At 66.9% G+C, this 20,606-nt stretch carries 18 protein-coding genes, 2 tRNA genes and 1 rRNA gene; 9 read left to right on the plus strand and 12 right to left on the minus strand.

The window, feature by feature from the left end; genetic code table 11:
• Window positions 1-171 precede the first annotated feature (171 nt).
• Window positions 172-286 (plus strand): 5S ribosomal RNA (gene rrf, locus EV283_RS07090).
• A gap of 83 nt (window positions 287-369) precedes the next feature.
• Window positions 370-446 (plus strand) — tRNA-Met (locus EV283_RS07095).
• Between the two features lie 153 nt (window positions 447-599).
• Here the strand turns inward: EV283_RS07095 and EV283_RS07100 are convergent.
• The 6 genes from EV283_RS07100 to EV283_RS07125 all read right to left on the minus strand — a co-directional run bounded on the left by EV283_RS07100 (window position 600) and on the right by EV283_RS07125 (window position 9,758).
• Window positions 600-1,655 (minus strand): LacI family DNA-binding transcriptional regulator, encoded by a 1,056-nt coding sequence (locus EV283_RS07100; RefSeq protein WP_130324034.1) that lies wholly within the window; start codon window positions 1,653-1,655, stop codon window positions 600-602.
• A 10-nt stretch (window positions 1,656-1,665) separates the two neighbouring features.
• Window positions 1,666-3,177: a tryptophan halogenase family protein gene (locus EV283_RS07105; RefSeq protein ID WP_130324036.1), complete on the minus strand. Its 1,512-nt coding sequence runs from the start codon at window positions 3,175-3,177 to the stop codon at window positions 1,666-1,668.
• On the minus strand, window positions 3,174-4,205 hold the full coding sequence (locus tag EV283_RS07110; protein ID WP_130324038.1) for a cupin-like domain-containing protein: 1,032 nt from the start codon (window positions 4,203-4,205) through the stop codon (window positions 3,174-3,176). The genes EV283_RS07105 and EV283_RS07110 overlap by 4 nt, the downstream gene beginning before the upstream one ends.
• A complete protein-coding gene (locus EV283_RS07115; protein WP_130324040.1) occupies window positions 4,198-4,911 on the minus strand; it encodes a SapC family protein in 714 nt (237 codons plus the stop codon). The genes EV283_RS07110 and EV283_RS07115 overlap by 8 nt, the downstream gene beginning before the upstream one ends.
• A complete protein-coding gene (locus tag EV283_RS07120; protein WP_130324042.1) occupies window positions 4,911-6,509 on the minus strand; it encodes a tryptophan halogenase family protein in 1,599 nt (532 codons plus the stop codon). Before EV283_RS07120 ends, EV283_RS07115 begins: the two co-directional genes overlap by 1 nt.
• Before the next feature lie 201 nt (window positions 6,510-6,710).
• Window positions 6,711-9,758 carry a TonB-dependent receptor gene (locus EV283_RS07125; protein WP_130324044.1) on the minus strand — a complete coding sequence of 1,016 codons (3,048 nt, stop codon included), beginning with the start codon at window positions 9,756-9,758 and terminating at the stop codon, window positions 6,711-6,713.
• 252 nt (window positions 9,759-10,010) lie between these two features.
• Here EV283_RS07125 and EV283_RS07130 point away from each other — a divergent pair, with 252 nt between their 5' ends.
• Entirely contained in the window at window positions 10,011-11,225 is a 1,215-nt protein-coding gene (locus EV283_RS07130; RefSeq protein ID WP_130324046.1) for an MFS transporter, read from the plus strand.
• Between the two features lie 9 nt (window positions 11,226-11,234).
• On the opposite strand, the gene EV283_RS07135 is transcribed toward EV283_RS07130, so the two are convergent.
• Window positions 11,235-12,050: a glycoside hydrolase family 16 protein gene (locus EV283_RS07135; RefSeq protein ID WP_130324048.1), complete on the minus strand. Its 816-nt coding sequence runs from the start codon at window positions 12,048-12,050 to the stop codon at window positions 11,235-11,237.
• Window positions 12,051-12,269: 219 nt separating this feature from the next.
• Between EV283_RS07135 and EV283_RS07140 the strand changes: the two genes are divergently transcribed.
• From EV283_RS07140 to EV283_RS07155, 4 genes are all read left to right on the plus strand, one after another.
• A complete protein-coding gene (locus tag EV283_RS07140) occupies window positions 12,270-12,635 on the plus strand; it encodes a hypothetical protein (RefSeq protein WP_130324050.1) in 366 nt (121 codons plus the stop codon).
• 132 nt (window positions 12,636-12,767) lie between these two features.
• The gene (rsgA, locus tag EV283_RS07145; RefSeq protein WP_242615843.1) at window positions 12,768-13,781 is read left to right on the plus strand and encodes a ribosome small subunit-dependent GTPase A; all 1,014 of its coding nucleotides are present in this window, start codon (window positions 12,768-12,770) and stop codon (window positions 13,779-13,781) included.
• 67 nt (window positions 13,782-13,848) lie between these two features.
• On the plus strand, window positions 13,849-14,046 hold the full coding sequence (locus EV283_RS07150; protein ID WP_056420453.1) for a hypothetical protein: 198 nt from the start codon (window positions 13,849-13,851) through the stop codon (window positions 14,044-14,046).
• Between the two features lie 28 nt (window positions 14,047-14,074).
• A complete protein-coding gene (locus tag EV283_RS07155) occupies window positions 14,075-14,740 on the plus strand; it encodes a UPF0149 family protein (protein WP_130324052.1) in 666 nt (221 codons plus the stop codon).
• A 6-nt stretch (window positions 14,741-14,746) separates the two neighbouring features.
• Here the strand turns inward: EV283_RS07155 and EV283_RS07160 are convergent, their stop codons facing one another.
• The 5 genes from EV283_RS07160 to EV283_RS07180 all read right to left on the minus strand — a co-directional run bounded on the left by EV283_RS07160 (window position 14,747) and on the right by EV283_RS07180 (window position 19,526).
• Window positions 14,747-15,061, minus strand: a complete 315-nt coding sequence (locus EV283_RS07160; protein ID WP_130324054.1) for a GCN5-related N-acetyltransferase — start codon at window positions 15,059-15,061, stop codon at window positions 14,747-14,749.
• Complete coding sequence (locus tag EV283_RS07165; RefSeq protein WP_130324056.1) at window positions 15,048-17,018, minus strand: beta-N-acetylglucosaminidase domain-containing protein; 1,971 nt, start codon at window positions 17,016-17,018, stop codon at window positions 15,048-15,050. Before EV283_RS07165 ends, EV283_RS07160 begins: the two co-directional genes overlap by 14 nt.
• A 103-nt stretch (window positions 17,019-17,121) precedes the next feature.
• Window positions 17,122-17,197 (minus strand) — tRNA-Thr (locus tag EV283_RS07170).
• Window positions 17,198-17,243: 46 nt separating this feature from the next.
• Window positions 17,244-18,119: a hypothetical protein gene (locus EV283_RS07175; protein WP_207223059.1), complete on the minus strand. Its 876-nt coding sequence runs from the start codon at window positions 18,117-18,119 to the stop codon at window positions 17,244-17,246.
• Between the two features lie 87 nt (window positions 18,120-18,206).
• Window positions 18,207-19,526 carry a replication-associated recombination protein A gene (locus tag EV283_RS07180; protein WP_130324058.1) on the minus strand — a complete coding sequence of 440 codons (1,320 nt, stop codon included), beginning with the start codon at window positions 19,524-19,526 and terminating at the stop codon, window positions 18,207-18,209.
• A 175-nt stretch (window positions 19,527-19,701) separates the two neighbouring features.
• Here EV283_RS07180 and EV283_RS07185 point away from each other — a divergent pair, with 175 nt between their 5' ends.
• Both EV283_RS07185 and EV283_RS07190 read left to right on the plus strand, forming a co-directional pair.
• Window positions 19,702-20,295 (plus strand): PadR family transcriptional regulator, encoded by a 594-nt coding sequence (locus EV283_RS07185; protein WP_130324060.1) that lies wholly within the window; start codon window positions 19,702-19,704, stop codon window positions 20,293-20,295.
• Entirely contained in the window at window positions 20,292-20,582 is a 291-nt protein-coding gene (locus EV283_RS07190) for a DUF2218 domain-containing protein (RefSeq protein ID WP_130324062.1), read from the plus strand. The genes EV283_RS07185 and EV283_RS07190 overlap by 4 nt, the downstream gene beginning before the upstream one ends.
• The last annotated feature ends 24 nt before the right edge of the window (window positions 20,583-20,606 follow it).

Consider the following 20,606-nt stretch of genomic DNA (forward strand, 5'->3'; position numbering starts at 1 on the left):
ACAACACTGGGGCAACCCAGCACGTCAGACGATAGTGCAGATGATTAGCACGACGCCAGATTGCCAATCCCCTCGCCGTCGAGGGATTGGTCGAACACCACTACAACCTTGCACGGTATCGATTTTAAACCCCAGATATTCACGTACGCGCATGTCGCACCGGCTCCATTGCCTGGTGGCTATAGCGTCGGTGTCCCACCCGATCCCATTCCGAACTCGGCCGTGAAACCCGACTGCGCCAATGGTACTATCGCTCAAGCGATGGAAGAGTAGGTCGTCGCCAGGCATTGAAGCCCGTGCAACATGCAAAACACACGAATATCAAAACCCATTCACACTTGTCTCATACCCCTTCGCTAACGCGAATGTCGCGGGGTGGAGCAGCCCGGTAGCTCGTCAGGCTCATAACCTGAAGGTCACAGGTTCAAATCCTGTCCCCGCAACCAACCTCATACCACGACAACGCCGCCCTCACGGGCGGCGTTGTCGTTTATGCTTCAGGTCATAACGCTCGCCCGAAACATTGGCGAAGGGGCGTTGCGTACGTTCGGCTCCGCTATCGTTACTCCGCTAGTCCCTACCAGGTTCGGTTACCGCCCTCAGATCTCACCAGGCGGGGCGGTCGAACTGCGCAGCGACAGCAGCGCGGGGACGGTGATGGGCGTGGGCGAGGTGGGGTGTGCGCCAAGATCAGCAATGATGTGGTTGACCGCTTGAGTCGTCACTTCCGCAATGGGCTGTACCACCGCTGTGAGTGGCGGATGCGCCAGACGGATGATCGGCGTGTCGTCGAAGCTGATCAGCGACAGGTCGCCCGGGACAGTGAGGTTCTGCGTGCGCGCCAGTTCGAGCGTTGCCAACGTCATTTGATCGTTGCTTGCGATGATTGCCGTCGGAGGGCTCGGGAGCGCGAGCAGCTGCTCTGCCGCGGCACGGCCCGAAGCATAACTGAAGTCGCCGACGGCGAGGAGGTCCGCATTCGAAACGCCTGCCGCCTCCATGGCGCCGTGCCACCCATCGACACGCCATCCGCTCAGTTCATACTCTGCGGGCCCTGCGATGAAGCCGATCCGTGTGTGACCGAGCTCGAGGAGGTGTTCGGTCGCAATCCGGGCGGCGCGCGCGTCGTCCATGATCAGCCGGATGCCGGGTCCCTCGGTGAGCGAGCCGATCCGCGCGAAGCTGATGCCGTGCGCCGCGAGCAGGTTGATGATCAGCGGGTTGCCCGAATGCGGTGGCGTCAGGATCACGCCATCGGGTTGCAACGCCGCGATCGCCGCGAGCAGCTCGCGCTCGATATGGTCGCTATGCGTGTCGACCAGCTCGACGATTAGCCGATAGCCATGTTCGGCGCAGGTCAGCATGCCGCCCAGCATCATCTGGTCGAACCAGTCGGTGCCCTGCCGCGCACGCCAGTCGGCGATCGTGCGCTCGCGGTCGTTGAGCGCAAGGATCAGGTAGGAGCGCGATCCGCCCATGCGCTGCGCGGCGATCGACGGGACATAGCCGAGCTTGTCGATCGATGCCTGGACACGGCTCATCATCTCGGGCCGGACGCCGGTATCCTTGTTCACCACGCGGCTGACGGTCTGGAGCGATACCCCCGCATCCGCCGCGACATGCTTGATCGTTACCGCCTGACGTCGTCTTGCCATCCGTGTCGGCTCAGGCAGCGACGGTGGAGGGGCGGGCGGGCGCCGCGCCGCAATAGCGCGCGACGTACGCGGCATGCTCGGGCAGCCCGGCGACGGTCGTGTTGGTGCCGTCGCGCAGCCCCGCCAGCAACCGCGCCAGCTCCTCGTCGCGCAGCTTGGTCGCGATCGGGTGATAGCTTTGCGGGACGATCCCCTGGCCGAGCATCACCTGCACCCAGCTATTCTCCGCGAACAGCTCCTCGTTCTTGCGGAAGACGCGGCCGGTCTCGCGGAACAGCTCGATCTTCTGCTCGAGCGACTCCGGGATCGGCATCGTCGCGCATTGCCGCCAGAACGCGCTGTCGCGGCGGTTGGTCGCCTTGTAATGCAGGATCAGGAAGTCGCGGATCTGGAGCATGTCGGTATGCTGCTGGTCATTGAACTCGGCGACATCGCGCGGGGACACCGCACCCGCGGGGAACAGCCGCAACAGTCGCAGCACCGCGCGCTGGATCAGGTGGATGCTGGTCGATTCGAGCGGCTCCATGAACCCGCCCGACAGCCCGATCGCGATGCAGTTGCGGTGCCATTGCTGGCGCCGCGCGCCAGTGACGAAGCGGATCATGTTGGGCTCGGTGAGCGTCTTGCCTTCGATATTGCCGAGCAGCCGGTCGAGCGCGGCGTCGCGGTCGAGATAGCGGCTGCAATAGACGAGCCCGTTGCCGGTGCGGTGCTGGAGCGGGATGCGCCATTGCCAGCCCGCGTCATGCGCCATCGCCCGCGTATAGGGCAAAGCAGGGCGGACACTCTCAGTCTGGATCGCGATCGCGGAATCGCAGGGTAAATAATGCGTCCAGTCGTCGAAGCCCGCGTGCAGCGCGCCCTCGATCAGCAGCGCGCGGAAGCCGGTGCAGTCGAGGAACAGGTCGCCCTCGATCCGTGCGCCGGACTCGAGCACCAGCGCGGCGATGTCGCCGCTCTCGCCGTTCAGTTCGACCTGCGCAATCTTGCCCTCGATGCGGCGCGTGCCGTCCGCCTCCGCCATCTTGCGCAGGAACCGGGCGTAGCGCGTCGAATCGAGCTGATACGCATAGTTCATCCGGTCGTCGGGCAGATGCGCGAACTTGCCCTGCAACGCCGCACGCAGCTCGAGGCAGTAATCGTCATAGGGCTGCTCGTGCCCCTTGGTCAGGCCGTGGAGCCAGAAATGCTGGAAGCCGGCGGACCAGTGATCCTTGCCGGTGATGCCGAACGAATGGAAATAGCTCTCGCCGCGGTCTTTCCAATCGTCGAACAGGATGCCGAGTTTGAACGTTGCCTGCGTCTCGCGCATGAACTCGGCTTCGTTGATTCCGAGCAACCGGTTGAAGGTGATCATCGGTGGGATCGTTGATTCCCCCACGCCGACCGTCCCGATCGCGTCGGATTCGACCAGCGTGAGGTCGATCGTGCTGCCCATCGTGCGCGCGATTGCCGCGGCCGCCATCCAGCCTGCGGTGCCGCCGCCGGCAATTACGACGCGGCGAATGGGGTGTTCGGTCATCGGCTGAGCGCTCTCAGGAGGAAGGCACGGAGGCGGCCCGCGGTGTCGGCGGTGAGCGGTGCGAGCACGCCGCGCGCGGCTTCGGGGATATGGTCGACGACGTCGGGTCCGTTGGCGAAGACGTAATGGTCGAACATCGCGCGCCAATGCGCCTTTTCGTCGTCGGGCAGGTCGCGGAGCGCCAACATCGCGTGGTTCAGCGCATCCTGAGGCTGACCCAGCCAGCGCGGAGTCTCGCGCCACCAATAGTTCACGAGCACATTGAAGTCGGACAGTCCCTCGACATGATGCCACCACATCGCCGGGATGTAGAGCGCGTCGCCCGCCTCCAGCTCGGCGATCTGGCCGTGCTCCAATGCGTCGCGAAAGCGCGGATGCTTGGCGTAATCGGGATCGTGGAAATCGACCATGCTGACCGCGCGGCCGGCGGGCGTGTTGTCGACCGGGCCGAGGTAGAGGTTGCGGAACTGGTCCCTCGGGAAGACCGTGAACCGGCGCCGGCCGACCGCGACGCAGGCGAGATTGTCGGGCACGTCGTTATGCGCCGCGATCCGCGTGCGCGTGCCCATCCAGATACTGGCTAGCGGGGTGCGGTCGCCGAGACCGACATAGTTCGCCTCGTGCAGCCCGGTGAAGAACTGGTGCAGATCGATCGAGGCGAGATAGATGGCGTGCGCATCGGGCGCGCCTTCGTTCGCGTCGATGCGTGCGAAGATTTCGGGCAATTTCGCGCGGAGCATCTGGAAGTTCATCGCGTGCGCGGCGTCGTAGAAAAGCCGGCCGCCGCTGTCGGGCATCGCGACGGACACCGCGAAGAGCATGTCGCGTGCGTGGCGCTGGATATAGTCGCGTGCCGCCCTCGGCGATTGCCGGCCGGCGCGGACCATCGGCCAGTCGGCGATCAGTCCGCGCACGATGAACGGCGTGGTCGCCTCGCGTAGCCGTGCGTCGAGATCCGCGGGGTCAGTGACGACCAGCTCGCGGATTCGTGGCATCGCTGCGAAGATGCCGGCATCCGTCTCAGCCACGCGCCACCCGCCGGTTCTTGCGGGCGACGAGATCGCCGATCGCGCCGAGCGAGGCGAGCGCCATGAAGATCGGCATCAGATGCCCGGCTGTGTGCAGGTCGGCGACCGTCGCGGGATCGAGTGCGGCGAGCCGGTCCTCGTCGATGACGTGATAGCCGACCAACCGGTTCTTCGACCCGTCGTCGAGCGTCACGTCCATCGTCAGCGGTTCGAGCAGGTCGTAGCGGCGCAAGGCGGCGAAGAAATCGGCGGACGCGACATAGTCGGTGTCGAGCGCGCGGAGCTGATCGGCGACGCGTTCGAGATAGGGCGTCGGCCGGCCGGTCTCGTCGAACACGCGGACGCCCTCGCCGTGCAGTCCGATCCGTCGGCTTGCCATGTCGATATGCACCTGGCGGACGTCGCCTGCGCCGCGCCCGACCAGGAAGGGCTGGCTGTCGATCGCGAGCGGGCGATAGCGCGCGTCCCAGCCGGCGTCGGTCAGGAACAGGTTCTCGCCCGGCTCGAACCCGAACATCGCCAGCGCGCTGAAACTGTCGCGCGCGGAATCGAGCTGGAACAGGATCGGATAGTGCGTCTGTACGCGTCGGAACTCGCTGGGGACGGTGATGCAGGTCATCACCGCATCGCCCATGTCGGCGCCGCGCTCCGTCCGGATGCGCAGGTCGCGGTGGTCGTCGGCGGTCAGGATTACGTGGTCGGACATCAGGCTATCGGTTCCATGACGGGGGCGGGGGCGGGGGCGTTCGCGTGCCGCAGGGCATCGAGATAGGCGCGGTTGGTCGGCAGGCCGGCGGCCAGCATACGCCTGCGCTGTTCGACCTGCGCGAGCAAGCTCTGCGCGCGGGAGCGGTCCGGCGTGAGGATCGGTCCGCGGGTCGGCGCAGGGAATTCCATGCCGTACAGGACGTATTGATAGCTCGCCGCCGGGAAGATCTCGTCGACCATCGGGAAGTCCGCGCGCGAGGGCGGCTGGTGCCGCCAGAGCTGGAGCAACTCGGTTAACCGCGGCGGGATCGAGGCGGCATCGCGATGATCGCGCCAATAGGGCTCGTCGCGTTCGCTCAGCACGTAATGCAGCTTGAGGAACTCGACGATCCGGTCCCAGCGATAGCGGAACAGCGCGTTGAAGCGCATCGCGTAGATGTCCATTGCGCCGCGGTGGCTGGGGAAATTGTCGAGCAGCGCGTCGAGCGAGAGCTCGATCAGGACGATCGCGGAGGCTTCGAGCGGTTCGAGGAACCCCGCCGACAGACCGACCGCGAGGCAGTTGCGGTGCCAGAATGTCTCCCGGTGGCGCGACTGGAACGTGAGCTGGCGGAACGAGGGCGGCGCGGCATCCGGGGCGGTGGCGCGCAGATAGCGGGTCAGCGTGTCGGCCGCGGCATCGTCGCTGAGATGCGCGGAGGAATAGACGCAGCCGACGCCGCGCCGTGTCGGCAGGCCGATGTCCCAGATCCAGCCGGAGCCGTGCGCGGTGGCGTTGGTCTGCGAGGCGATCGGGCTGTCGGCGGCGACCGGCACCTGCACCGCGAGCGCGCGGTCGTTGAACAGCGTGCCGCCGCGATCGACCGTGCCGATCCCGTAATGCCCCTCGATCAACAGCGCGGCGTGACCGGTGCAGTCGAGGAACAGGTCGCCCGCGATCGCGCCCGACGCGCGGGTCCGTACCGCGGCGATGTCGCCGTCCGCCTTGCCGTCGATACCGACGACATGGTCGCGGATGTGGCGAACTCCGAACCGCTCGGTCGCGTGTCGCATCAGCATCGTGGCGAGCTTGCCCGCATCGAGATGGTACGCGTAATTCAGCGTGCCGGCATAATCGGGCATAGCCCGCTGGCGGGGGGCGAGATCGCGGTGGCAGATGGCGCCCTGTGCGCCGACCGTGTCCGCGAACCGGCCGCCATGCTCGGCCCAGGCGGCGACGATATCGCGCGGGTCGCCATCGACCGGCGCGGTGAACGGGTGAAGATAGCTGTCGTCGGCCGCACCGGTCCGCCACCCGTCGAACCGCGAGCCCTGTTTGAAGGCGCCTTCGCAGGCGAGCAGGAAGTCGGTTTCGGTGATGCCGATCCGTTCGAGCGTGCGGCGCATCGTCGGCCAGGTGCCCTCGCCGACGCCGATCGTCGCGACGTCGGGGGATTCGATGAGCGTGACGGACAGCGGCTGTTCCGCCCCGCGATCGGCGCGGGCGGCGATCAGGCAGGCCGCGAGCCAACCCGCCGTGCCGCCGCCGACGACCACGATGGTCGTGATCGGCTGGTCCGCGCACGCAGCGTTTCCGGCACCGTTCTTCTCGACCATCGTCTGCTGCTCGTGTCCTTCTCTGCGCGATCCGACCGTGCCCCGCCGGCTTGGGAAAAGCCACCGTCCGTCATCCTGACGCAGGTCAGGATCCAGAGTAGTTGAAGACGGCGCTTCGTGGCTCTGGATCCTGACTTTCGTCAGGATGACGGGTTTGTGGCGGGCAGGCCACCTCCACCTCGCGGGGGAAGATCGCCCGCCTCAGAAGGTGAAGCGCAGGCCTGCCGAGTAGCGTGCATAGCCGGGCTGCGCGAAGGTGACGAAATTGTCCGAGCGACGATGCCCGCGACGACCCTGGCCGGTGAGGTTGATCGCCTCGACGAACACCGCCAGCCCCTTTTTCAGCTCTGCGCTCGCGCTCGCATCGACCTGGCCGTACGCCTCGACATAGGTCGGGTCGAACGCGCCGCCATTATAGAACTCGCCACGCCAGTTATACGCGACACGCGCCTGGATGCCGTTCTTGTCGTAATAGGCGACCGCGTTGGCGCTGTCGCTGAGCCCGGTCAGCGCGAACTGGCCGATATTGGGGTCGAGCGTATTGTCGTACTTCGCGTCGCCGTTGACGATCGTGTAGTTCAAGATGACGCCGAACCCGGTTTCCCACAGCCGGTGCTGGATCGCGAATTCCCAGCCGTTGATGTTCGCCGTCTGGTCGCTGTTGAACGGCTGGCTCAGCTGGAAGTTGAACAGATCGTCCTGCGGCAGCCCGAAGATGTTGCCGGTCAGCAGGCCTGAGTCGCTCGTGCCCGTGACCTGCGACGAGGCAGGGAAATTGCGCAGGATGTAGTCGCGGACGCGCAGATTGTCGGTCGTGCCCAGTGCCGCCACCGCCTGGCGATAACGCGGACCGGAGCCCGGGTTGCGCAGGTCGAATGCGGGCGTGTTGATCTGAGTCGTGCCGATGAAGTTCTTCACGTCCTTCGTGAAGTAGCCGACTGAGATGTAGCTTTCGGGACCGTAATACCATTCCGCCGACAGATCGATGTTCTTCGACTTGAAGGGGACGAGGTTCGGGTTGCCCTGGCTACCCGTGCCGCCGCCGATGCGCGGGTTGGAATCGATGTTCAGGCCGCCCTGCAGGCTGCCGTAATCCGCACGCGTGATGGTGTGGCTGTACGAGGCGCGCAGCTTGACGTTGCGGACCGGTTCGATGTCGAAATCGACCGCGGGCAGCCAGTTGTGATAATTGCCCTTGAGCGAGGTGAACGAATTGGCGCCATAGGTGAGCGCGAATTCGTTCGCACCGGTCCAGCGCGTGCCGTTCGGGATCGGCACCAGCGCCGACGAGTTTACCTGCGTCTCGTCATAGCGGACGCCGCCGATGATGTGCGCCGCCATGTCGAACACCGTGAACTTGGTGTTGAACTGGATGTAGGGCGAGATCGTCCGTTCGCGGATGCGGCGATCGTTGGTGTAGTTGGCAAGGCAGGTGCCCGGCGCCGCCGTCCCCGTCTGCGGTGCGCTGCAGATATTGTATGTCGAGCGCAGCAGTTCGGCCATCTGCTCGAAGTTGAAGGTGTAGATCGACTTCGGCAGCGCGGGATCGTTCGCACCCGAGACGCCGTTGAACTTGTTCGGCAGGCTGGTGAGGCTGAAGAAGTCGTCTGGGACCGCCGCCGCGCCGAACGACGCGCCGCGCGGATCGACGCCGCCCCAGGTCTCGTTCTGGATGAACCCGTAGGCCGAGCGGACCTTGTTGTCGACGTACGAGAAGCCCCAGTCGATGCTGCTGAGGAAATCGCCGTCGTGGTCGTAATGGCCCTTGAGCTGGAGCTGGTTGATCTCGTCCTTGAAATACGCGTTGCGGAACGCGTTGCCGGTCGGCGTGATCAAGGATGCGTTCAGCGGATCGATGCCCGGATACATCTGGTACGAGATGACCGGCAGGTCCTTCTCGAAGTTCACCGTCTGCGACTGGACGCCGAAGATCGCGCCGCCGATCGACGTGCTGCTGCCGTAATCGTTGGTCGGCTTCGACACCGCGGTCGAGTGATGCGCGTCGAGCGACATCGTGACGTTGCCCGGCGCTTCCCAGGTCAGGTTGCCGCCGAGCGACTTGTTCTCGGATTTGTTCGCGGTCAGCGAGCTGCTGTACGACAGATCCTTGCCGGGTGCGAAATTCTCCGAATAGAAGAGCGGGCCGGCGGCCGGACCATTGGTCCACGCGCTGCGCGTGTCGCCGAAGTTGAACCAGATGCCGACGCTGCTGTCGCGCACCTCGACCTTGTTGCTCGAATAGGTGAAGTCGAGCGTCGCGGTCAGCGTGTCGGTCGGCTTCGCCTGGAGGACCAGCTGGCCGTTGATGCGCTCGCGGTCGATGTCGATGACGTCATAGGCCGCGCTCTGCGGGATCTCGTAGACGTCGGTCGGGCCGGGGCGATTGGTGATGTTCGCGCCGCCGGGCGTACCGGTTTGTGCGAGCGTGCCCCAGTTGTTCTCCGCGCCGAGGAAGCCGTCGCGGAAGCCGACACTGGCCGAGTTGTTGCTCGCCTTGCGACGCTGGTACGCGCCGCTGAACAGGATGCCGATCCGGTCGTCGGCAAAGGTGGTGGACAGGATGCCCGACACTTCGGGCGTGATCGGGTCCTTGCCGTTGCGCGAACTGTCGAGCACGCCCTTGGCGGCGATGCTGCCGCGCGTGCCCGGCTTGTCGAGCGGGCGGGGGGTGCGGATGTTGATCGACGAGCCGATACCACCCGAGGGGACTGCGGCGCGGCCGGTCTTGTAGACCTCGACCGCGGCGACGCCTTCGGAGGCGAGGTTGGCGAAGTCGAACGAGCGCGAGGCGGGCGCGCTGGCGCCGTCGCCGAGCGTCGAGGTCGGCATCTGGCGACCGTTCAGCGTGACGAGGTTATATTCGGGACCGAAGCCGCGGACGGTGACGGTCGAGCCTTCGCCGTTCGAGCGGTCGATCGACACGCCGGTGATGCGCTGGAGCGATTCGGCGAGGTTGGTGTCGGGGAACTTGCCGATATCCTCGGACGAGATCGCATCGACCACGCCCTGGCCGTTGCGCTTGATGTCGATCGCCTCGCGCAGCGATGCGCGGATACCCGTCACGACGATGTCGTCGGTGGTCTCGTTCGGATCGGCTGGGGCGGCCTGTGGTGCGATGTCCGACGGGCCGGGATTGCCGACCGTGGCGGCGGCGTCCTGCGCCATCGCGATGCCGGGCAGGCCGACGAGCGCCAGTGCCGAGGTGCCGATGACGAAACGCGAAAGCGAGCGAGCTGTGAAGCCACGCATGATAGTCCTCCCCTGTCGACGACGCTATGATCTGCGCCTTCTCCGTGAACGTTCACATTCTCCGTCCGTCACACTGTGTCAACAAAGGTAGCGGTACCGTTGTGAACGTTCACACGAAATGGATTCAACAGTGTCCGCGGTGCAACACTTGGCCATCCGGGGCAGGGCGGGGCCGGAGCAGGTGACGGTTTCGCGCGGGTGATGCCGGAGGGCGGTTGCTCCGAGCGGTTCGTCGGGCTTAGGGATTGCGGGATGGCGCGTCCTTTTTCCTTCCCCGCGCCGCTGCCCGATCGTCGGTCGACGGGCTTCCTGCTGGTCTTCGCGCTGGCCTATGTCGGCGGGGTCGTCGGTTATCTGCCGCTGCTGACGCTGTTGCTGCCGATCAGGGTCGATGCGGTCGCCGGGGCAGGGCGGCTCGGCGTGCTCACCGCGATCGTCGTCGCGGGCGCGCTGGCCGCGAGCGTGTCCAACATTGTGTTCGGCTGGGCCAGCGACCGGGCGGTGATGCGTGGTGGGGGGCGTCGCCTCTGGCTCGGCGGGGGGCTGGTTGCGACGATGCTGTCCTATGCCGCGATCGCGATGACGACGTCGGCGATGGGGCTCGTCCTGGCGGTCGTCGCGTTCCAGGTCGCGGTGAACGCGCTGCTCGCGCCGTTGCTGGCGATCATGGCGGATGAAGTGCCCGATGCGCAGAAGGGCGTGGCCGGCGGCTTGCTGGCGATGGCGAGCCCGGTTGCCTCGGCGCTCGCCGCCGCGCTCGTGGCAACCGCGCTGCTTGGCGACATGGCGCGGCTGGGGATCGTCGCGCTTGCGATCGCCGTCTGCACGATCCCCCTGCTCCTGACGCGCACGCAGCCGGTGATGGAGGCGCGGTCGACCCGGCCGCCACCTGCGGTGCTGCGGCGGGACCTCGCGCTGGCGTGGACGGGGCGGCTGTTCGTGCAGATCGCGGGCAGCGCGCTGATGGTCTATCTGTTCTACTACCTGGAAAGCGTCGCGCCGGCAGTGGCACCGGCGACCATCGCGGCGCGGATGGGGATGGTGATGATCGTCGCCTATACGGTGCCGCTGCCGATCGCAGTGCTCGTCGGGCGGCTCGCGGACCGCTCTGGGCGCACCAAGCCGGCCCTGTTCGCCGCGACGATCGTCGCAGCCGCGGGGCTGGTCGGGATGGCGCTGGCGGACAGCTTTGCCGTCGGCGCGATCGCCTTCTGCGTCTATGCCGCGGGGGCGTCAGTGTTCCTGGCGCTGCACGCGTCGTTCGCGATGCAGCTGTTGCCCAGCCCGCGCCACCGCGGACGCGATCTCGGCCTGCTCAATCTGACCAACACGTTGCCCGGCCTGCTCGGGCCGCTGCTGACCTGGGCGCTCGCCACGCCGACCGATTTCCGCGCGGTGATGCTCGTGCTCGCCGCGCTGACGCTGTGCGGCGGGCTGATCATCCTGTTCGCACGTGGCCGGCGTTGAGCGGACGCGTCAGCGTCGCCAGTACCGGACGTAATCGACCGCCATCCGCTGCGGAAACGCCTTGTCGTCGATGCCCTTCTGCCCGCCCCAGTCGCCGCCGACCGCGAGGTTGAGGATCAGGTCATAGGGGCGCGTGAACGGCCAGGCCGCCTTGCCGCCGGGCTGGTCGTTGGCGACGCGCATGGTCGCGCGACCATCGACGCCGATCGTGATCGCGTCCGCGCGCCAGTCGAGCTGATAGCGGTGATAGGCCGTGCAGGCGGTCGCGATCCGGGTCTGCGCACCGCGTTGCGTGCCTTTGGTGTGATTGAACGCCGCGGTGTGGAGCGTCGCATGGACGGTGCCCGCATCCCAGCCGACCATCTCCATGATGTCGATCTCGCCTTCGTCGGGCCATTTGCCGCCCGACGGCAGCAACCAGACCGCAGGCCAGCTGCCGCGTCCGCAGGGCAGCTTCACGCGGACCTCGTAAAAGCCATAGCCATAGGGGGTGCGCGAGACGAGCTTGGCGGCGGTATAGGCCTGACCACCCCAGTCCGGGAATTTCGCCTTCGACAGCGTCTCTCGCCGGGCCTCGATCACCAGCGCGCCGTCTTTGATCCGCGCGTTGGCGGCGCGATCCTTCGCATAATATTGGCGTTCGTGGTTGGCCCAGCCCTCGGCATTGCGCGACGTGTCGAAGCGCCATTTACTCTGGTCAATCGCCTTGCCCTCGAATTCGTCGGCAAAGCTCGGCGTGCCCGTCGGCACGGTCATCGGTGCATCAACGCTATAGTTGGTCGCGCCAAGCGTGGCGGCCTGTGCCGCGAGTACGAGCAGGATCATCGGATCGGCCTCCCCCAAATGCCTCGATACCGTCGCCGCACGATGCGGACGCGGTGCGATGGCGTGACCGGACTATGGCATTCGGCGCTACGGCTCAACCAGCGCCAGTTGCCCCGCCGATCCTCGCTCTTGTGTACCTGAGCGGGTGGCGGTGGTAGGAGCGTGGCCCGGCACGAGCGATCACCGTCTTCGCCGCGTGCGACAGACTGCGAGTAGAACGTGCCCGAGAAAACCGCCAAGTCCTGGGATCCCGCGGTCGTCCGCACATGGCTCGAACGCCGCGTCGTCGCGGCCCGGGCGGATCAAGTGGTGGCGGAGCGCGGCGGATACGAGTTTCAGGACGATTGCGACAAGGCGACCGCCGAGGAGATGGTGTGCGCGCTGATGCTCAAGGGCAGGACGACGCCCGATACGCAGGAGGCGTTGTCGACCGCGCTGCGCGCGCTGCTGGACCGTGACGAGTATCTCTGGCGCGGCGTCTATAACGATACGCGCTTCGACCGGCATGTCCGAAGCTATGTGAAGCGGTTGATCAAGATGGCGAAGACCAATGACGGGTTCGACAAGGTCGCGCATTATCAGTGAGCGGGTGGCTTCAGACCGTTCGGATACCCGGCGGCGCCTGTCGCTTCGCCGGCGGGGGCATGCCATACTGGGTCGGGATCCCCATATCGGCTGGGTTCGCGCCTGATGACTGCCGATCGCTCGTGAAGAAAGATGCTGCTGCGCCCTATGATGCCGACTGACGAGACATTGGAAGATCTTGGCTGGGACGCCTTTTTCAGCGCCCAGCTGTCGGACGAGGATGCTCGCGACTGTCATCCGGTGCGGGTGATGTCGGTCCACCGCGGCAAGATCGCGGTCGCGGGGGCGGGGGCCCGCCACATCGTGACGCCGTATATCGCGGGTGCGCAGCCGACCGACGACCACCCGACCGTCGGCGACTGGGTGTTGATCGACACCTATACGAGCCTGCCGGTCCGCGTGCTTCACCGCAAGAACCTGTTCAAGCGTCGCGCGCCGGGCGATCCGCGTCGCGAGCAGATGATCGCCGCGAACGTCGACACGGTGTTCCTCGTCGCGTCGTGCAACGAGGATTTCAGCGTCGCACGGCTCGAACGTTATCTGGTGCTGGCACATGACGTCGGGGTGACCCCGGTCGTCGTGCTGACCAAGGCGGACCTGGCCGAGACGCCCGAGACCTATGCCGCCGCGGCCCGCGCGATCGAGCCCGGGTTGCGCGTCGAGATCGTCAACGGGCGTGATCCCGCCGCGGTCACCGGCCTTGCCGACTGGTGCGGGCCTGGCCAGACCGTCGCGTTCCTCGGCTCGTCCGGGGTGGGCAAGTCGACGCTGGTCAACTCGTTGCGCGGGTCGGACAGCATCGCGACCCAGCCCATTCGCGCGAACGATTCGACCGGCCGCCACACGACGACGGTCCGCGAGATGCATCGGCTGGCGCAGGGGGGCTGGCTCCTCGACACGCCGGGGATGCGCGAGTTGCAGCTGGCCGACGCGGCGACCGGGATCGCGGAGATCTTCGACGATTTCGCCTCGGCCGCTGAGGCCTGCCGGTTCTCCGACTGTTCACATGGGGTCGAGCCGGGCTGTGCGGTCCAGGCCGCGATCGCGACGGGCGAATTGACAAAGGTCCGGTTCGAACGTTGGCAGAAGCTGGGCGCCGAAGAGCGCGCGGCCACCGCCAAGCCGACCAAGCGACGGTCGCGCTGACACCCTCGAACCCCGCGCGCGCTAAAACATGCACCTGCCTTTCTCTCCTCCTGCTATCGGCCTGACCATGTTGAAGACACGTATCAAGCGACGCGCGATCGAGCGCGACCAGGCGGTCACCTGCCTGGCGGAGATCAAGGCGTCGATCACCGCCCTGAACGACGAGGACCTGCTCGACCTGGCGGATATCTTCGTCCGCGACACGCGCGGGCCGCTGACGGCGATCGCCGCAGCCGAGATGGACAAACGGAGCTTGCGCCTGTGATGCTGCCTCTCAGCCCGCGGGTCCTGTCATGAGACAGCGTCCGTCCCGCCTCCGCCGCCTCGACGACGCGCTCGCCGATCTGCCGCTCGAGGAGCCGATGCTGCTGACCGAGCTCGACGGGTTTCTCACCGGGCTGCTCGTCGGACCCGACGGGATTGCGCAGGGCGAGTGGTTGCAGAGCATCTGGGGCCTCGACGAGGATGGTATCGCGCCGTTCGAGGATCCGCTCGACGTACAGTGGTTCGTCGATGCGGTCATGGCGCGGCACGACGAGATCGCGCGCGATCTGGCCCGCGGCAAGCCGCGACCGATCTTCGACCATGACGAGCGCAATGGCGACGTGTTGTGGGAGATCTGGATCGACGGATTTGCCGAGGCGATGGCGTTGCGGCCCGAACGCTGGGCGGCGATGGCGGCAAGCGCCGATGCGGATGCCGCCGAGGGACTCGCACGGCTGTCGATGCTGATCGCGATCGCGCGTAACGAAAGCCCGCTCGACAGCGTCGAGATCAACGCGCTTGAGGATCGGGCACCGACCGAACTCGTCGAGGGCGTTCTTCAGCTCTACGCCGCACGGTCGCGCGCGACGCCCACCGATCCGGCGCCCTCGGCCGATTCTGCGCCGGTGAAGCTCGGCCGCAACGATCCCTGTCGCTGCGGTTCGGGCAAGAAGGTCAAGCGCTGCTGCGGGTGACGCCCGTTACCCGCCGCTAGCGCGCAGCTTTCGCCAGGCCAGGGATCGCCGGTTGAGCAGCGTGAGATCGGCGTCACCTGCCAAAGCAGCCTCGGCCAAGGCTACCGCACGGTCGAGGATCACGGGGTCGGCACGGGCATAGGCCGGGCGACCGGTGATGTAGTCGTACCAGACGCCGTCACAGGCATTGTCGAGAAAGATGCGCTGGAAGCAATGATCGGCCCGGACCGGCCAGCCGCGATCCGGCGCAGCGGCCGGGAGCAGGTGGCGGGTCAGTTCCAGCCACCGGGCTTCGGCGGCGCGGCGGTCAGCGTCGGTCATCAGGCACCGGCGCGACCGCGATCATCGTCGGGGCATCGGCGACGAACCGGTCGAGCACGCCGTCGGCGATCTTGATCGGGCCGTCGAACCGGGTCGCGCCAGCGATGGTCTTGATCGCCGCCGCCTGGTCCGCGAGCCGCTTGGCGTCGGCGAAATAACGGCTGGCGGCGCTGCTGCCGCGATCGGCGGCGTCCAGCCCGGCGGCGGTCAGTTGCAGCGCGCGTCCCCAAAGCTGCATCGCGTCGAGCCATGGCCGCGACTGTGCGGCAAAGCCGGGGTCGATCGTCCCGGATCGGATGATGTCGGGGGCGTTGGTAATCGCATTGGCCTGTCGGGACAGGTCTGCGATTCCCTGACGCCGGACCGCTGCGTCGCCATCCGCCAGCGCTTCGCGGACGGAGTCGAGCGCTGCCTTCAGGCGCGGCGCCTGCTCCTGCCAGGGCTGGCTGCCGAAGGTCGGCGCCATGTGCTGCGTATCGAAGAAGGTGAGCAGAGCCGCGGTCGCCCGCTCGTCGCCGCCCGCCAGTTCACGCGCGGAGAAGTGCCAGGTCCGATCGGCATCATACGCCGTGTCGTTCCAGCCGAACGCGGCGACCCCGGTCACCGCCGGGCGGCTCGGCGCCTCCTGGTTCATCGGGTTGGACAGGATGCCGGTCAGCTCGCCCGACAGCCCGGCCTCGCGCCGTGCATAGGGGGCCATCAGCAGCCGCCCGGTCGTCTGCGCGTAATCGTTGACCGGATAATTGTCCCACAACAGCGTCTTGCGGCCGAACGCCTTGGTCGCGGCCTTTGCGTCGGGGATCGAGATGGCGGGGGGCACGACGTCGGTGCCGGTCCACTGGACGACGATCCGCGGATCGAGATGCTTGCGCAGCGCCGCCTTGTACGGCGTTTCCTTCGCATCGTAATATTCGGTAGGCACCATGATGAGCGCGCGCGCGCCCGGATCCTTGGCGCGCAGGCCCGCCTGCACCGCGTTGAGCAACTGCGCCTGCGCAACCCCGGCCGCCTCGGCCCCCGAAGGGCCGAACGCGGTCTTGTCGCGGTCGCAGTTCCACTTGGTGTATTCGATGTCGTCGAGCGCGACGTAGAAGCTGCCGACGCCGATCGCCCGCAGCGCGTCGAACTTGCGTTCCAGCGCCTGTACGTCGGCGGGATCGGAGAAGCACACCGACGGCCCGGGCGACACCGCGTAGACGAAGTCGACATGGTTGCGCCGTGCGGTCTGCGCCAGCGTACCGAGCGACGCGAGCGTGGCGGCAGGATAGGCCTCGCGCCAGCGATCACGCGCATAGGGATCGTCCTTCGGGCTGTAGACATAGGTGTTCGCCTTGACCGTGGCGAGGAAGTCGAGATGCCGCGTGCGATCCGCCATCGACCAGGGCGCGCCGTAGAACCCCTCGATCGTGCCGCGGATCGGCATCGCCGGATGATCCTGGATCACGAGCGCGGGCAAGACGGTGCGGGTGGCGAGCTGGCGGAAGGTCTGTACGGCATGGAACAGCCCGTCCGAATCGTGCCCGGCGAGCGTGATGATGCCGGCACCTGCGGCAAGGCTGACGATGGTGTAGCCCTCGGCGTGCGTGTCGAGCTTGGCGCTACTGCGGGCGAGTGCATCGCGCACGACGCCGGCGTCGCCGACGCCCAGCACGATATGAACGCGATCGGGGCCCGCGGGCAGTCGGCGCGCTTCGGTGATCGTCGTCACCCCCGCCGCCGTCAGGATCGTGCGGACGCGCGCGACGGTGTCGGGATCGGTACCCGGTGCCGCGACCAACACGACGGACGTGCCCAGCGTGAGCGTGCCCGTCGTCAGCGTCATCGAGGCTGGCGTCGGGAAGATCGCCGGGCGGGTTATCGGCGCAGCGGACGCCTGGCTCGGCAACGCGGTCGCCCAGCCTGCAAGAGCTGCCACCAGCGACGCGGCGGCGCCGATCTCTCCGGTACGTCGCGCCATCTTTTGCTCTCCGGTATCACATTGGTCTTGTCGGCGCGTGGTAAGGCGAACGCACGGCATCGGCAAGCGAGCAGGCGAGGTGCGGCAGTACTTGAAAGGGGAGTGGTGCCGGTTGCAGGAATCGAACCCGCGACATCCAGTTTACAAAACTGGCGCTCTACCAACTGAGCTAAACCGGCCGGTGCGTGCCGGGCTCTGTGCGCCCGGTGCTGAATGCCCAATGCTTCAAGAAACGCCGAAGGTCCAGCCCTCGGTTTGCGCGATATGCGGGGTCAGTGCGGGCGGGGCCCAGAGGTCGGCGCGGTGCGCGGTCGTGCGCAGCCACGCCGCGGTGAGGATCGCGTCGGTCGCGTGGTCGTCATAGCGTGCGAGCGGCCGGTGCGGCGCGCTGCCGAGCGCGGCGAGCGCCGCATCGAGCGACTCGGCGTCGCGCATCTTGCTGAGGCCCTTGCGGATACCGGCGGCGCGTGCGGCGATCGTCGTGTAGATCTCGACGATCGCCGACCCGCTCGCGGGCAGCGGGTCGAACGGCCAGACCGGTAGGCGCCCGGCGAGCCGGTGCAGTACGCGCATGCCCGTCAGGCTCGACTTGCCGACCTGCGCGGCGCCGACCAGGTTGAGCGCGCTGGTCGGGTTGAGCCCCTGCAGACCCTGCGCCTCCTCGGTCACGCGCAGCCGCCCGCGGCCTTCGAAGAACACGCCCTTGCGCCCGCCATGACGCCGCAGGTGCGGCGCGATCGCGTCATGATCGACAAAGCTGCTCGCGCCGAGATGCAGGTCGTCGGCGCAGATCGCCTCGACCAGCCGCCACAAGGCGCGCGCGTCCGCGGGGCTGTCGGACCAGCCGGGGAAGAACGCACCGCGATCGACGAATGGCAGCGACGGCCCGAGATCGAGCCCGACCAGCGTATCGGGCGGCATCGCACTCGCCAGCCAGTCGAGCGCGGCGGCGCGCGACCAGCCGCCCTCGGGCGCGACCAGCGTCGGGGCCTCAGCACCATGCGTGCAGATCGCAACGGCGATGCCGGGCTGCCGCGCGCCGACCGCACCCGACCAGTCGATTGCGGCGAAATGGCTGAACCGATCAGGGGCGATCGCCATAGCCTTTGCGCTGCGCGACCGAGGTCTGATCCCACGCCGCGGTATCGGTCAGCAACAGCGCATAGGCAGCGACCGCGTCCCTATTCCTCATGCGCGTTTGGTCGCGCGCAGGCCGTCCCAATAGGCCAGCCGTTCCGACAGGCGCTTTTCGAACCCGCGTTCGGTGGGCGCGTAGAAGGTCTGCGGGCTCATCTCGTCGGGCCAGTAATTCGAGCCCGAAAACGCATCGTCAGCATCATGGTCATACGCATAGCCCTTGCCGTAGCCGATATCGCGCATCAGCTTGGTCGGGGCGTTGCGGATCGCGGCGGGGGGCATCAGCGATCCCGTCTCGCGCGCCGATTTCCACGCCGCCTTCTGCGCCTTGTACACCGCGTTCGATTTGGGCGCAGTCGCCAGATACACGCAGGCCTGCGCAATCGCGAGCTCGCCCTCCGGGCTGCCGAGAAAATCGTAGGTGTCCTTGGCGGCGATGCACTGGACCAGCGCCTGCGGATCGGCGAGGCCGATATCCTCGACCGCCGCGCGGGTCAGGCGGCGCAGCAGGAACAGTGGTTCCTCGCCCGCGGTCAGCATCCGCGCGAGATAATAGAGCGCGGCCTGCGGATCGCTGCCGCGGATCGATTTGTGAAGCGCGGAGATGAGGTTGTAATGCCCCTCGCGATCCTTGTCGTACACCGCGACGCGGCGTTGCAGAAAGTTCGACAGCCCCGCCGGATCGAGCGGTTCGGGCAGGTTGACCGAGAACAGCGTCTCCGCCTGGTTGAGCAGGAACCGGCCATCGCCGTCGGCGCTCGCGATCAACGCGTCTTTGGCGGGCGAGGTGACGGGCAGGGGGCGCTCCATCACCACCTCGGCACGGTCGAGCAGCTGTTCGAGCGCGCCGCGACCGAGCCGTTCGAGGATCAGCACCTGCGCGCGGCTGAGCAACGCGGCGTTGAGTTCGAACGACGGATTCTCGGTGGTCGCGCCGACCAGCGTGACGGTGCCGTCCTCGACATAGGGCAGGAAACCGTCCTGCTGCGCGCGGTTGAAGCGGTGGATTTCGTCCACGAACAGCAAGGTGCGCTTGCCCATCTTGGCATGCTCGCGCGCCTCGGCGAACGACTTTTTCAGCTCGGCCACGCCTGAGAACACCGCCGAGATCGCGACGAACCGCAGGTCGACCGCGTCCGCGAGCAGCCGCGCGATGGTGGTCTTGCCGGTGCCGGGCGGGCCCCACAGGATGATCGAGGATAGCCGTCCTGCCGACACCATCCTGCCGATCGCACCCTCGGGGCCGGTGATGTGATCCTGCCCGACCACCTCGTCGAGCGTACGCGGGCGCAGGCGATCCGCGAGCGGCGCGTTCTCGGGGGGCGTTTCGGTAGGGGGGGCGGGTTCGAAGCCCGCGAAGAGGTCGGCCATCCGGCAAAGATAGGGGCGGGGGGGCGGTTTGCCCATCCATGCGCGTCCTCCCGCTAAGGACCGTCATTCCCGTGGCCGACGAGAATTGCGCGAATCTTTCGACCGCCCCCTTGAACACAAAATAGTCTGCGATATATCTCAGATCATGAACGAAGATATATCGGAGAACACTCAAATGCGTTTTGGTACAGGATATGGAGCGTGGACCGGAGGCCCGCGTGGCGACGGCGAGCAACGCGGTCGGCCGGGCCATGACGGTCATAGCGGGCACGGACGGCACGGGCATCGTGGCGGCCCCGGTGGTCGGCGCCGGCTGTTCGATGGCGGCGAACTGAAGCTCGTGATGCTGAAGCTGATCGCGGACGCACCACGCCACGGCTACGACCTGATCCGCGAGATCGAAGGGCTGACCGGCGGCGGTTATGCGCCGAGCCCGGGGGTCGTCTATCCGACGCTCAGCATGCTCGACGAGATGGGGCTGATCGAGGAGCAGCAGTCGGAGGGCGCCAAGAAGCGCTTTGCGGCGAGCGACGAGGGCCGTGCGCATCTCGCCGGGAATGGCGCGATCGTCGATGCGCTGTTTGCGCGACTGGCGGCGGTGGGCGCGGAATCGGAGCGAACCGATGGTGCGCCGATCCGGCGGGCGATGGGCAATCTGCGGCAGGTGCTCCAGCACCGGTTGATGCGCGACGACGTCAACGAGGATACGCTGCACGACGTGGCGGCGCTGATCGACGAGGTCGCGCAGAAGATCGAGCGGTTGAAGTGAGCGTCTCGGTCTCACGCGTGCCGACGCATTCGGCGAGCAAGTATCTCCAGCAGTTGGCCAAGCATTGGAGCCACAAGATGGAGGTGACGGTTTCGGAAGAAGAGGGCCGCATAGCCTTCCCGAACGGCACGGTGTTGGGGATGCGCGCGGACAGCGAGACGCTGGACGTCGCGCTGACGGTGCCGGACGGCGAGGATGTCGAGCGGATGCGCGGCGTGGTGTCGAGCCATCTCGACCGCTTCGCCTTCCGCGAGGCGCCGCTGACGTTCGACTGGGTGGCTGTCTGACGCCGATCGGTGCGTTATCGGTGG

The organism is Sphingomonas sp. BK036 (assembly GCF_004216825.1).
Classification (GTDB): domain Bacteria; phylum Pseudomonadota; class Alphaproteobacteria; order Sphingomonadales; family Sphingomonadaceae; genus Sphingomonas.

Coding starts and splice junctions, on each gene's coding strand:
- EV283_RS07160 (WP_130324054.1), bottom strand. CDS start 15,061: ATGACCGACGCTGACCGCCGCGCCGCCGAAGCCCGGTGGCTGGAACTG.
- EV283_RS07165 (WP_130324056.1), bottom strand. CDS start 17,018: ATGGCGCGACGTACCGGAGAGATCGGCGCCGCCGCGTCGCTGGTGGCA.
- EV283_RS07115 (WP_130324040.1), bottom strand. CDS start 4,911: ATGTCCGACCACGTAATCCTGACCGCCGACGACCACCGCGACCTGCGC.
- EV283_RS07125 (WP_130324044.1), bottom strand. CDS start 9,758: ATGCGTGGCTTCACAGCTCGCTCGCTTTCGCGTTTCGTCATCGGCACC.
- EV283_RS07155 (WP_130324052.1), top strand. CDS start 14,075: ATGAGACAGCGTCCGTCCCGCCTCCGCCGCCTCGACGACGCGCTCGCC.
- EV283_RS07130 (WP_130324046.1), top strand. CDS start 10,011: ATGGCGCGTCCTTTTTCCTTCCCCGCGCCGCTGCCCGATCGTCGGTCG.
- EV283_RS07185 (WP_130324060.1), top strand. CDS start 19,702: ATGCGTTTTGGTACAGGATATGGAGCGTGGACCGGAGGCCCGCGTGGC.
- EV283_RS07105 (WP_130324036.1), bottom strand. CDS start 3,177: ATGACCGAACACCCCATTCGCCGCGTCGTAATTGCCGGCGGCGGCACC.
- EV283_RS07120 (WP_130324042.1), bottom strand. CDS start 6,509: ATGGTCGAGAAGAACGGTGCCGGAAACGCTGCGTGCGCGGACCAGCCG.
- rsgA (WP_242615843.1), top strand. CDS start 12,768: ATGCTGCTGCGCCCTATGATGCCGACTGACGAGACATTGGAAGATCTT.
- EV283_RS07100 (WP_130324034.1), bottom strand. CDS start 1,655: ATGGCAAGACGACGTCAGGCGGTAACGATCAAGCATGTCGCGGCGGAT.
- EV283_RS07175 (WP_207223059.1), bottom strand. CDS start 18,119: ATGGCGATCGCCCCTGATCGGTTCAGCCATTTCGCCGCAATCGACTGG.
- EV283_RS07150 (WP_056420453.1), top strand. CDS start 13,849: ATGTTGAAGACACGTATCAAGCGACGCGCGATCGAGCGCGACCAGGCG.
- EV283_RS07180 (WP_130324058.1), bottom strand. CDS start 19,526: ATGGCCGACCTCTTCGCGGGCTTCGAACCCGCCCCCCCTACCGAAACG.
- EV283_RS07135 (WP_130324048.1), bottom strand. CDS start 12,050: ATGATCCTGCTCGTACTCGCGGCACAGGCCGCCACGCTTGGCGCGACC.